Annotated in this window: 10 protein-coding genes; 6 read left to right on the top strand and 4 right to left on the bottom strand. The window is 36.3% G+C overall.

Features of this window, described 5'->3' with window-relative positions:
• Nucleotides 1–14 precede the first annotated feature (14 nt).
• Together ACQV2P_RS01505 and ACQV2P_RS01500 are read left to right on the top strand one after the other, a co-directional pair.
• On the top strand, nt 15–1,310 hold the full coding sequence (locus ACQV2P_RS01505; RefSeq protein ID WP_428875271.1) for a glycine/betaine/sarcosine/D-proline family reductase selenoprotein B: 1,296 nt from the start codon (nt 15–17) through the stop codon (nt 1,308–1,310).
• Nucleotides 1,311–1,456: 146 nt separating this feature from the next.
• Nucleotides 1,457–2,554, top strand: coding sequence for a YkvI family membrane protein (locus tag ACQV2P_RS01500; RefSeq protein WP_428874102.1), 1,098 nt, complete (start codon nt 1,457–1,459; stop codon nt 2,552–2,554).
• Nucleotides 2,555–3,066: 512 nt separating this feature from the next.
• Here the strand turns inward: ACQV2P_RS01500 and ACQV2P_RS01495 are convergent.
• The 3 genes from ACQV2P_RS01495 to ACQV2P_RS01485 form a co-directional block, all read right to left on the bottom strand.
• Complete coding sequence (locus ACQV2P_RS01495; RefSeq protein ID WP_428875270.1) at nt 3,067–4,677, bottom strand: hypothetical protein; 1,611 nt, start codon at nt 4,675–4,677, stop codon at nt 3,067–3,069.
• Nucleotides 4,670–5,365, bottom strand: coding sequence for an ATP-binding cassette domain-containing protein (locus ACQV2P_RS01490; RefSeq protein ID WP_428893434.1), 696 nt, complete (start codon nt 5,363–5,365; stop codon nt 4,670–4,672). The genes ACQV2P_RS01495 and ACQV2P_RS01490 overlap by 8 nt, the downstream gene beginning before the upstream one ends.
• 228 nt (nt 5,366–5,593) lie before the next feature.
• Nucleotides 5,594–6,181: a TetR/AcrR family transcriptional regulator C-terminal domain-containing protein gene (locus ACQV2P_RS01485; RefSeq protein WP_428874105.1), complete on the bottom strand. Its 588-nt coding sequence runs from the start codon at nt 6,179–6,181 to the stop codon at nt 5,594–5,596.
• A gap of 164 nt (nt 6,182–6,345) precedes the next feature.
• Here ACQV2P_RS01485 and ACQV2P_RS01480 point away from each other — a divergent pair, with 164 nt between their 5' ends.
• Nucleotides 6,346–8,409 carry an efflux RND transporter permease subunit gene (locus tag ACQV2P_RS01480; RefSeq protein ID WP_428894526.1) on the top strand — a complete coding sequence of 688 codons (2,064 nt, stop codon included), beginning with the start codon at nt 6,346–6,348 and terminating at the stop codon, nt 8,407–8,409.
• A gap of 2 nt (nt 8,410–8,411) precedes the next feature.
• Complete coding sequence (locus tag ACQV2P_RS01475; RefSeq protein WP_428894525.1) at nt 8,412–10,412, top strand: hypothetical protein; 2,001 nt, start codon at nt 8,412–8,414, stop codon at nt 10,410–10,412.
• Nucleotides 10,413–10,588: 176 nt separating this feature from the next.
• Here the strand turns inward: ACQV2P_RS01475 and ACQV2P_RS01470 are convergent, their stop codons facing one another.
• Nucleotides 10,589–11,269 (bottom strand): hypothetical protein, encoded by a 681-nt coding sequence (locus ACQV2P_RS01470; RefSeq protein ID WP_428874108.1) that lies wholly within the window; start codon nt 11,267–11,269, stop codon nt 10,589–10,591.
• 94 nt (nt 11,270–11,363) lie between these two features.
• Here ACQV2P_RS01470 and ACQV2P_RS01465 point away from each other — a divergent pair, with 94 nt between their 5' ends.
• Together ACQV2P_RS01465 and ACQV2P_RS01460 are read left to right on the top strand one after the other, a co-directional pair.
• The gene (locus ACQV2P_RS01465; RefSeq protein WP_428885370.1) at nt 11,364–12,092 is read left to right on the top strand and encodes a LytR/AlgR family response regulator transcription factor; all 729 of its coding nucleotides are present in this window, start codon (nt 11,364–11,366) and stop codon (nt 12,090–12,092) included.
• The gene (locus ACQV2P_RS01460) at nt 12,085–12,813 is read left to right on the top strand and encodes a sensor histidine kinase (protein ID WP_428874110.1); all 729 of its coding nucleotides are present in this window, start codon (nt 12,085–12,087) and stop codon (nt 12,811–12,813) included. The genes ACQV2P_RS01465 and ACQV2P_RS01460 overlap by 8 nt, the downstream gene beginning before the upstream one ends.
• Nucleotides 12,814–12,881 lie beyond the last annotated feature (68 nt).

Here is a 12,881-nt window from a genome sequence, read left to right as displayed (position 1 = left end):
CGAGGAGGAAGACAATGGAAAAAAGAATCTTATATTATTTGAATCAGTTTTTTGGTCAGATTGGTGGAGAAGACAATGCCGACTTTGCTCCCGTTTTAAAGGAAGGGACAGTCGGTCCTGCCGTAGGATTTGAAAAGGAGTTGGGCGATGCAGGTAAAGTGGTCGCGACTTTTATTTGTGGCGATAACTATATCAATGAAAACAATGAAGCAGCTTTAGCTGAATTTAAGAAAGCAATGGATGAGATTCAACCGGATTTAGTAGTAGTCGGCCCCTCCTTTAATGCGGGCCGCTATGGGGTGGCTTCATCCTTAATTGCTCAGTTCGTGGTGGATAAATACGATATCCCTGTAGTATCAGGTATGTATGAAGAAAACCCAGGTCTTGAAATTACCAGACTAAAAGCATATACCGTTCCAACTGGAAATAGTGCAGTTGATATGCGATCTGCCTTACCTAAAATGGCTGCGATTGCGAAGAAAATATTAGCAGGCGAGCAAGTTATTCCTGAAGAAGATGGGATCTTCAAGCAAGGTAAGCGTATTACAGGCTTTTCCGATAAAATCGGTGCCGTTCGTGCGGTTGAGATGCTGATGAAACGTTTGAACAACGAAGAATATAAAACTGAAATGCCAATGCCTAGCTTTGACTTGGTTGAGCCAGCCCCTCCAATTAAGGACTTAACTAAAGCCACAATAGCTTTGGTAACTACTGGAGGGATTGTACCGGTAGGAAATCCCGATCGGATTCAGTCTGCCTCTGCTCAAAAATGGGGTAAATACAATATCGAAGATCATGCTAACCTTACAGGCGATTTCATCACCATTCATGGTGGTTTTGATCCTATCTATTGTAATGAATCGCCAGATCGTGTTCTTCCATTAGACTCTCTTAGAATAATGGAAAAAGAAGGCAAAATTGGTAAGGTTCATGAGAAATTCTACACCACGACAGGTACAGGTACGGCAGTTGGTAATGCCATCATATTCGGTAAAGAAATAGGAAAAGAATTGAAGGAAGCGGGAGTTGACGGAGTAATTCTTACCAGTACTTGAGGGACCTGTACACGTTGCGGAGCAACAATCGTTAAAGAAATCGAACGTTTTGGTATTCCAATTGTTCATATGGCTACAATTATTACCATTTCTCAATCTGTTGGAGCGAACCGAATTGTGCCAACAGTTGCTATTCCTCACCCTACTGGAGATCCATCCCTGGAGCGAAAAGATGAAGAGAAATTGCGCATGAAGATGGTTGAACGTGCGATAAATGCACTGAGCCAACCAGTAACGGAAGTTACGGTCTTCTAAATCCACTTGAATAGAGTGAATAGATTCTAAAATAATAAGAGCAGTCCCGATCGAATAGCTTTATAACTGTTCTATGGACTGCTTTTTTTTAAAATTTACTTCTTCAGAATGACAAGATGTTCGAAAGTAGAAAAGAGGGGGAAAACATGGAAAAATCAAAAATGAACATTTGGACGATTCTAGGATTTACAGGCGCGTGTATTGCCTTTTACATTGGGGCCGGATTTGCGACAATGCAAGAAGTAATGCAATATGAGGCTTCCTATGGCTCACGATTTTGGATTGTCATAGCTGTTGCGGCAATCATTTATGTCTATACGAATTTATCCTTTGCGACCAATGGTAATCGCTTGAAACTTGAAAGAGGCGGCGACATATACCAACATTATACCGGTAAGTACATCGGTGCTTTCTTTGATTATTTTTCTGCCTTTTTCTGTTATATGTGTTTTATCGTTATGTGTGGAGGGGCGAATGCTACGGCCTCTCAACAATGGGGATTAGCAAACGGAGTAGGTGCATTGGTTCTAACCATTGCAGTAGTTGCTACAGCTGTCTTTGGATTAGACGGAATTATCAAGGCACTTAGTAAAATAGGACCGATTATTATTATTCTTATTCTGATTGTATCAACAATTACTGCGATCACTGGCTTTCCAAACTTCAGCGAAAATGTAAGCGCAATTGATCGAGGCGTTTATGATTTGGTTCAAGTAGGCGGCGACAATCCATTTTTTTCAGGCGCATCATACGGTGGCTTTGTTATTTTGTGGTTTGCAGCTTTTCTATCTGAAATTGGTGCAAAAAACAAATTAAAAGAAGTGAACACAGGAATGCTTCTATCTACTTTATTCATTTTCGGGGCAGCAGCCATTTGTTGTATCGCTTTAATTAGCTACATTGGTGAAACTGGTAAGGCTGATATTCCAGCATTGGTATTAGCTAATAAAGTGAACCCGGTATTTGCGCAAGCTTTTGCCGTTATTGTTTTTGCTGGAATCTATACCACGGCAGTTCCTCTACTCTGGACAGGGGTGGGTCGTGTGGCCACAGATGGAAGCTCACGCTATAAAATCTTAACCATTTTGGGTGGAGTTATTGGAATGGTAATCGCTATTTTCTTGCCCTACAAGGATCTTGTAAATGTCCTTTATGGAATTAATGGGTATTTAGGATTTATTCTGGTTGGTTTTATGGTTGTTCATGATATCCGAACAAAAATGGGTTCAAAATTGATTCAATAAATTAAATGTCTATGCTCTATTTTAAATGGCTATTCTCTTTCTTCATTGATAGCAAAGGATCCAATCAACTAAGACCGCCATTCTTTGTGATTGCTTAAGTTCAAAATAGCATAATGTTTAAAGGCATGTTAAAGTTATAAAGGAAATTCTTAGTTTTTCTTTGTAAATGGTTAAGTGTATAGGTTAAAGAAGGGTTTTGACTGTAAGCTTTTTCCTTAACCAATGGGGAAAACAAAATCAAATGAATAAAAAGTAGGCAAATACAGACGGATAAATGAAGGTTTGAATAATATAGATGGTCTATGTAGTAGAGTTAAAATAGACTGGGCGATTATTGGATTGAGATTAAATAGCGAGAGAAAATAAAAGCACTCCCCTCAAAGTCATGTGGAATGGATTAGAAGGGAGTGCTATTCGCTGTGAGAAAAAGGTTTATTTATGGACTTTAAACGGTCATTTTATCAGATGGAAATTATTGAAATGATAAATATTTTGCATATTCTTTTGCGTATTTATCTCAGTCTAAAACGTTTGGGTCCAAATAAATAGACGATCATTATACCCAAAACAACATACAAGATCACGAATAAGAAAAAGCCGAATACCAAATAGTGAGTATAGGAAGATAATCTAACCATACTAAAATACAAAATATAGAGGACAAAATTGAGAATTCCAGTATAGACAGGGTTTTTTACCTTCATTTGATTGGTAAAGGGTTGAAACATATAATAAGCAAAAAGAAAATGAAAGGTCATAAAGACATACCCACTGATTAAACTGATGACCATCACTAAAAGGCTTTGACTATCGAATAGATCCCAATGATAATAGGTGAATAATAGACCAATTAAAGCGACAATAAATTGTGGACGATTGTACTTAAGCAACTGTTTTGTTCTAAAAACAATAGCAGTAGTTATATTTTCTTTCGCTCGATAAAAATGAAAGCTTAACAGTTTACGGTCCATATAGTAAAAGGTCGTTTTAGTAAAAAATTCACCCAAATACATTTTTCTAGCAATTAATAATAATACTAAGGGAATAAATTGTGAGAGCCCTTTGACATCGGCAGGAGAGAGGGGAACAAAATACTTTACGACATTAAGCATAACAAGAGTGATGCCAATGAAGGCTAATCGAATCAGGATTTTCTTTTTAAAGACTGAACCAATTCGGTCATAAAAAATCTTATTAAGATAGATAATTCCTTGATCATCAGAATAATCATTCTTTCCTATTCGGATATCTTTATCTTCCACTTTGGCGGACTGGCTATCTATTTCATCAACGAATTGTTGCGATTCAAGCAAGTCGCTGATATTTAAAGACTTCAAAATAAATTGTTCCAGATAAGTAGTTTTCAAAGTGAAAATAATGGTTAAAACGAGCATCAAAAGACCAGGGGCTAAAAAAATGACCGAGAAAAAGAAGGCATAGTTAAATCCTAAATCGATAAAAGTACCGACTATTGCCAAAAGAAAGCCTACTCCACAAGTGAAAAAAACTAGAAAATTAGCCACTTTTTTGCCGAGAGGATAATTGTTGCGACACAAGTAGAGAAAGATACTTCTAATAAATAATCTTAGTCCAATCGAAAAAATAACAAATGAAAAGCCTTCAAGTAAAGTGATCTTGAAAATAAAAGAAAAGAGGAACATCCCAATACTAAATCCGACGATTTTAGGTCCATACTTCAAAAGATCATTGGCGATAGAGTAAAATCTAGGATTCACTCTAAAGATCTTAATATGCATATATTTGTCTTCAGCGTTTTCAAAGGCGCTATAGATTTCAATCGCTACTGCCATCATTAGCATCACAATCGATAGATAAAAGGGTCCATAGCTCAAAAACATAATCTCTTCTGATTCGACATACTTATTCGAAAAAGTAGGAAGCAAAAGACCGATAAGCGCGATAAAAATTATATTTGTTACAATGGGTTTTATCATTTGAAAGATCACTGACAGGGGAGGTCCCCATTTAAGTAAGAATTTAGAGTGATATAACTTATTCGAAAAGATTTTTCCAATGAGAGGTATTCTTTGCAAATTAAAAATGAACCCATTGTAAAAACTAATCAGTTGGTATTGGATTAAAAAGGTTAATATTTTATTCACCTCCTTTGTCCTCCTTTAAAAGTTCGACAATTTTCGATTCAAAATCTTCATCTTTTTTTAGGTGTTCAAAGGGCATGCATTTTCCATCACTTAATATGACTATTTCATCACATAGTTCTTTAGCAAGTTCAAGCATATGCGTAGAGAGAATCAAAATATGTTCTTTTTTTAATTCTTTTAATATTTTCTTTATCTCAGCCGCCATTACAACATCGATGGAAGTCAGTGGTTCATCTAAAAGAATTATTTTTTGTTTTCCAATGATAATTGAGAGGAGCGAGAGTTTCGATTTCATCCCATGCGAATAGTCTTTGATTAAGCGGTGTCTGTCTTCTTCAGAGAACGCCATCAAATCCAGGTAATGATCGGGAGCTTGACCTTCTCCGTTTAAATCATTAAAAAACTTAACATACTCATAGCCTGTTAAGAAATCGGGCAAAAAATTTTCTGAAAATAGCATGCCAACCTGCTCATAGCTGATATCAGAAAGCCTTCCGTTTTCTTCAAGAAAAAAGAGACCACCACTTTGTTCTAGTTCACCATAAATAATATTGAAAAAGGTCGTTTTACCTGCTCCATTTTTCCCTAAAAGACCATATATTTTGCCTGCTTCAAACTCAAAGTTAACGTCTTTTAAGACTTGTGTTTCTTTAAAATCTTTTTTTAAGTGTTTTATTATTAACTTCATCCAATGGGCTCCTTACCTTTAATTAGTTTGAGTACTTTGTACCAGTAAAACTTAAGATAATAAAATCTTATCATACAAATTATTCATTAACGACTAAAAATTGAATGACAAAGGGGCTGATAACTGACGGTTTCGAGTATATTTCTGGCGAGTAAAGATCAAATAACTTTTATTAAGAAAACAAAGCCCCTGAGATCAGTCCAATCTGACTTCAGGGGTTTTTAATAGTTACTGATTAGCAAAGTGTTCATGTGTCCGTTCAAGATCAGGACGTATTCCTTCAAAGAGGGTAATAGAGATGTATTCAATATATTTTTCCTTATCTTTTTTATCTTTGTTGTGTGTCCAATTAGTCAGTAGGGAAGCAAAGGAATCGGTATAAAAGTCAATCAGGAAGTCCTTATAATCTTCAGGAATGACCATCTCTTTTGAAATGTCATCGACAATATTACGCATATTTTCAATGAAGTTATTATAGAAGAATTTTTTCAATTCATCTCTACCTAAGGCATTGATGGCTGAGCTAACTACGTGTTCATTTTCTTCCACATAGTTCATGGCAAAGCGCACCACTTCATCATATTCGGTAAAATAGTCATATTTTTGTATCGGTTCAATCGCTTCATCTTCAAACATCCAGTTGAGTAAATCGTAGATATTAGTAAAATGGTAATAAAATGTTTTGCGGTTGACGCCACAGTCTTCTACAATTTCACGAATCGATATCTTGTCTAAGGCTTTTTTATTCATTAGTTTCTTTAAAGAATCAGCTAAAGCTCTTTTCGTCATTGTTGTTGTAATTCGTTCTTTTTTCATACTTCCTCCTTGAATGAACAATCGGACAAATAATACAAAATGTCTAAAAATAGGCCAACTGTCCTTATATTGAACATTGTCTAATATATCTAGCTCTAATATACTCTAAAAGTAGTCGTTTAACAATCCTATTTAACGACAATATTTTTATTTAAGGAGGAAGTATGGAAAAAGTATTTAGAAAGATATTGCAGCATGACAAGCTTGTCTTGTTCTTTTTTATAATTGGATCTGTAATAAGTCTATTAAGTGTGCCTAGAGTACAGGTGAACTATGATATGAATGATTATCTTCCTTCAGACAGTCCTTCTACGCAAGCTTTATCAATGATGGAGGAAGAGTTTGAAGGTCAAGTCCCTAATGCGCGTTTAATGCTAGAGAACCTAACCATTCCTCAAGCGTTAGCATTTAAGGATAAAATTAGTCAAATTAAAGGAGTGGATGAGGTCCTTTGGTTAGATGACACTGTTAACATAACGGAACCATTGGATCAATATGATCAAGAGCTTGTTGAGGCTTATTATAAAAACCAAAATGCATTGTATTCAATTACTATCGATGAAAGAGAGCGAATAAAAGCGGTTGATGCTCTGCGCGATTTGATAGGAAATAGGGGATATTTGGAGGGAGCGGCGGTTAACACGGCAGTTGCAGCTGAATCCACGGTTGAAGAAATCGGTAAAATCATTAAGGTTACGATTCCAGTTGTCTTAGTTATTTTATTAATTACGACCAATTATTGGTTTGAGCCCCTTATTTTATTGTTAACGATTGGGGTATCAATTCTTTTAAATGCTGGGTCAAACTTGCTTTTTGGTACCATTTCCTTTGTAACCAGCGGTGCTGGCAATATTTTGCTCTTAGCAGTATCGCTTGACTATTCGGTCTTTTTACTTCATCGTTTTGAAGAAAATCGGCAGCTAGGTATGGAAGCTGAGGCAGCGATGGTCAAAGCTTTAAGTCAATCACGTGGTTCGATCGCTTCTAGTGGCTTGACCACCGGCATTAGTTTTGCTGCATTGACCTTAATGCAATTTAAAATTGGCCCTGATTTAGGTATAGCCTTAGCTAAAGGGATTGTGATTAGCTTACTTACTGTTTTTATCTTATTACCAGTCTTGGTTATAAAAACCTACCGTTTAATGGAAAGGACGAAACATCAACCACTTCTACCACAATTTAGAAGATTAGGTAAGGGCGTTACTAAAATGATGTTTCCATTAGTAGTTGTTTTTGCTATTTTGGTAGTTCCTTCTTTTTTAGCGCAAAAGGAAAATAACTACTATTACGGCCCTGAACATATATTTGGACCAGAGACAAAACTGGGTCAAGATTCTGCGAAAATCAAGGAACACTTTGGTCAGTCCAATCGGATGGTTTTAATTGTACCTAAAGGTGAGCAGACTAAAGAAATCGCTCTGAGTAATCAGTTGAAAAAAATTCCTGAGGTCAAGGAGATCATTTCTTATGTAGATACCGTTGGGCCTGAAATCCCAAAAGAGTTTTTAGATGCAGAGACCCTAAAGCTATTAGAATCAGAAAACTATAGTCGAATGATTCTAACAGTTGATTCGGAATATGAAGGAGAAAAATCTTTTAACTTAGTTGAGGAAATACGTGAGGCAGCTGATAAATTCTACCCTCATCAAGCCCATTTGGCGGGAGAAAGTGCGAGTACTTACGACCTAATGGATACCATAACAAAGGATAACTTGAGCGTCAATTTGATCTCAACAGCTGCTGTATTCATTGTTTTAGCCATTAGTTTCAAATCAATAATTATTCCATTCATCTTGGTTTTATCCATCGAAACAGCTGTTTGGATTAACTTAGCCACTCCTTATTTCACTGATCAGGTTCTTTTTTATTTTTCATATTTACTTGTAGGAGCGATTCAATTGGGGGCTACTGTTGATTATGCCATATTGCTGGCAAGAAGATATTTAGAAAACCGTGAAAGGCTTGAGAGAAAAGCAGCTATTATCGAAACGATTTCTAATGTTACGGTTTCAATTATGACATCCGGATCTGCCATTGTTTTAGTAGGGTCACTACTTGGTTATATAACGACCCACGGCATTTTAATGCAATTAGGAAGGCTGCTAGCTAGGGGATCTGTCTTTTCTATTTTAATTGTCCTTTTTGTTTTACCTGGTTTGCTTTATTTATTTGACAAGCCGATTGAAAAATTAACTTATGGTTTAAAATTCGTGAAGGAGGAACACTAAATATGAAGACTCAATTAATCAATAAATTGGTAAGTGGAATAGTTATTATGAATATTTTAAGCAGCAGTTTACCCAATGCTTTGGCAAGGGAAGTGAATTTAGCTAAAGAGGAGGTTGTGTATGGACTGTTAAATTATGACGGAAGTCTTAATGATGCCTATATAGTTAATATTTTTGATCAGGAAGGGGATATTACCGATTACGGTGACTATACTGAGGTTAGAAATATGACATCGGAGACTGAGTTGAAGCTAAAGGAGGGAAAGGTCGACTTTACGAATGGTAAAGATAAGCTGTATTATGAAGGGAAATTAAATAATCAACAACTACCATGGGCAATTTCGATTAAGTATTTACTTAATCAACAAGAAGTAAGCGCTCAAGACTTGATGGGTCAATCAGGCGATTTGGAAATAAAATTAAGGATTAAAGAAAATGAACAAGTGGATCCTTTCTTTTTTAATAATTATGGTCTTCAGGCTACTTTAGTTTTTGATACTGAAAAAGTAAAAGCTATTCAAGCAGAAGAAGCAACTATCGCTAATGTGGGGAAAAACAAACAATTAACTTATACTGTTTTACCTAAACAAGGTGCCAATTTTTCAATCAAGGCTAAAGTAGAAAATTTTGAAATGGAGCCAATCGCTATTAATGGTATCAATATCAATTTGGGATTTGATTTGGAAGATGCCAACTTGCTTGAAAAAATTGAAGAATTACAAAGTGGTGTTAAGCAAATAGATGAGGGGGCAGGCGAATTAAAAGATGGAGCTTTGCAATTAAGTGAAGGGTCTGGTCAATTAGCAAGTGGTAGTCAGCGTTTAGAAGAAGGAGCTGTCAGGGTAAATAACGGAATTGTCACGCTAAAAAAAGGGATTGAGCAAATGCAAGCCGGATTAGTGGAGCTCGATAGTCATTCCGAAGAATTGAGACAAGGTTCGGATCAATTTAAAGCACTAATCAATGCATCGAATGATCAATTAAGCTTGCTAGCAGAAAAGTTAGGTAAGCTGCAACAATTAAATCAAGCATCGATCGAAATGCAAGCCGGAATAGGGGAGTTAAATAGTGGGATTACCCAATTGAATCAAAGTGTAGGCTACCAGCAATATACAGCAGCTTTAGGACAGAATGGTTTAGACATGCAGCAATTGCAAGCAGGCAATAATAATGGAATGCAAGCCGTAAACAATTTAAACCTATCCTTATCCAGTGTCGCTTCTCAAATCAGGGCTTCAGAAATTGAGAATAAGGAAGAGCTAGCTGCTCAGCTTGATCAAGTCATTGCTCAGACACAAGCAGCGAATTTGGAACAAGTACTTGCGGCTAACAATGCGATGATTGATGCCACAGCCCAATATTTAGAGACAGTTTCTAGCTCAACTATGCAACTACAAGCAGGTAGTCAAGAGTTGACGACTGCTTATTCAGACTTTCACGCAGCCATTCAAGCAATGGTTAGTACTTCAGATGAGCTAGTAGCTGAACTACCTAAATTAAGTAGCGGTGTGGAAGATTTGGCAGTTAAATATACTCAATTTGATCAAGGACTCGATGATTATACGGGATCTCTTGGAAAGCTTGTGTCCAGTCATCAAGCTATTTTAAATGGTATTAGAAGTTTAAGTGAGGGCAGCGCCTCATTAGTGGAAGGCAGTTCTTCATTAGACGCTAATTTGAATCGATTAGTTAACGCTTCTAATGATTTATATGAGGGCAGCGACAAACTAAAGCAAGGTTCTAATAAGTTTAAGAATAAAACAGCCGGCTTAGATCAAGAAGTAGAGCAAGACATTGATGCGACTCTTTCTGAACTGACAGGAAATGCCAATCAACCGATTTCTTACGCTTCAAGCAAGAATGGAAAAATCAAGTCCGTGCAGTTTGTCTTGAAGACAGAAAAAATACAAGCAGACAAAGAAGAGCCAGAACTCGAGCGAGAAGAATCGCAATCTTCAGTCTGGGAAAAAATAAAAGATTTATTCCAAAAGAAAGAGGATTAAATAATTCATAAAATATTTATAGTTGTTGAATAATTAGTAGCCTAAAAGCAAAACAGTTCGAATAATCGCTTGAAGGGGTAACTGAGAAGAGGCGATTTGACAAAGATTTAATTTAAAAAATACTAAAACTATAAAAGAAGTTAGACTAAAGTGTCTAACTTTTTTTATAGGAGAGACTATTTTTTCTTAGCATTCAAGTCAATCGACCCAACTAAATAGGAGCGGCAATCAGGATTATTTGATAGCTTCATAATTTCATTATGCGCAAAGGATTGATTAAAATCGTACAGAAAGTCATTGTTTTTAGTTTTGTAGATATTCAATCCATAAAGTAATAAGAAGGGGTTGGGTTGTAAACTTTCCCCCTTAATCATCATTGTAAATAAAGTTAAATGAATAAATAGGTAGGCTAATACAGAAGGCCATGTGAATGACTGAATCATATAGACCGTCGTCACATTGGAAATCAAAAAAGAGACGGGTTGACCATTGATATCGGTGATTTTATCTTTGGTAAAGTCTTCTATATGATATTGGTCTTGCTGAATATAGGCTTTACGGGCGTATTGCTTTTTCAAATGGGCATAGAGCCATCTACTTAAAAGACCTAAAACGAATAGGACCACGAGGACAATCAATATAACATGAAAATGATTGAGCTTGTATTGATCAAAGTTACTATAGAGTATTTTTAACGTGAACAAAATAATTGATAGGGACATGGAGCTGATATAATAGATAATTTGATAAAGTCTTGGTAAGTCTTTTAACATACTATTCCTTTCTTTTGCCAAAGTAACGTACATAGTTAGTAAACCATAATATTTAATAAAATAAGAATGATATGCTTCAATCAAAACAATTACTGTTTAATTTTTAAATGTGTAATCGTTTTTAATATTTTTATGATTATTTGCTATAATAAGAGAAAAATGACGACGGAGGGTAGTTATGCGTATTGTTCAAATAGTCCTAGCAGAGGATGAAGCGATTCAACGAAAAAACATGACGCGGATGATTGAAGCAGCGTGTCAAACACTCCATATCAAGCCGATTATTACTTGTTATGAATCCGCCGAGGCTTTTTTATTTCATTTAGAAGACCATCAAGAATGGCAAATCGCTTTTCTCGATATTGAAATGGCTGAAATCAATGGCATGGAATTAGCCCATCAATTAAAAGAAAAGGCCCCTTATTTAAAGATTATTTTTGCTACGGCTTATGCGGAATATGCAGTGGAAGGCTACCAAGTAGATGCGCTAGATTTTTTGTTAAAGCCGATTAATACAACAGCAATAGAGCGGGCACTTTCTAAATATCTGCTGATTCAACCGAAATCTGAACGTTTTCTGGTTGTTGAAGACCTGATAGGAAAGCGATATGTCTTGGAACTTGATGATTTGATCCTGGTTGAGGTTAATAAACGTGAGTTGCGGTTAGTTTTATTAGACCAAGAGCTTTTTATAACAGGGGCATTAGCTCGTTTTAAAGAGGACTTAGACCAACGGTTTGTAGCACCACATCGTTCTTATTTAATTAATTTGAATCATGTTGAGAGTATTGGGAAAGAAGAAGTCATTCTTTCTTCTGGTGCAAAGGTTCCTCTCTCGCGTCGCTCAGTTAAGACAATTCAAAAGGCTTTTATCGAACATTATAAAGGAAGTGCCTTTTATGGTTAAAGCGTTAGTAAGTTTAGTGCTTTTTGTTTTATTGCTGAGTCTGTGGTATATCTACCGTTTAAGACTGGATTTGCGTTTTCATCAAATTCAGCAAAAGGAATTGGATGACTATGCACTGGAAGTCGAGTCAATCTACCGGCAGATGCGGGGTATCCGGCATGATTACCGCAACCATCTTCAAGTCATTCAAGCCTATTTAACCAGTCAAGACTATCAAGCCTTGGATCAGTATCTGCAAGAACTGACGAATGAAATGAATCAAGTGGATACGATTATTCGGACCGGAAATACCTTAATTGATGCCTTGGTTAATACCAAGTTGACTCGGGCTCAAGCAAAGGGAGTCGACGTTCATGCCAATGCAATCGCCCCTAAAAATCTAAGTATTCATTCGACGGATTTAGCCGTTATTTTAGGGAATTTATTAAACAATGCACTTGAAGCAACCATTCATGCAAAGGATAAGCAGCCGGCCTTTATCCGTTTATACATTGCCCCCTTAAAAAACACTTTTTATATCAGCGTTCAAAACTCCATGGCTCAAAGACCCAGACAGAACTTCTTATCTTTAAAAGCGCTCAACCGGCAAGGCTTTGGGTTAAAACGGATTGATGCGGCAGTCAATAAAAATCAAGGCATTGTTAATAGACAATGGGAAGAAGGGGTTTTTGCGACAGAAGTTACCTTGCCTTTGCAAAATGACCACTCATGTCAAAATTAGAACCATTGATGCACTTTCTGTTTTGAAGGTGCATTTTCCTTCTATAATATTGTCAAGAAAAGGAGAGG

This window comes from Facklamia sp. P12932 (assembly GCF_050409545.1).
In the GTDB taxonomy this organism is placed as follows: domain Bacteria; phylum Bacillota; class Bacilli; order Lactobacillales; family Aerococcaceae; genus Facklamia.
The sequence above is the reverse complement of the archived record's forward strand: the minus strand, read 5'-3'. Positions and strand labels throughout refer to the sequence as shown.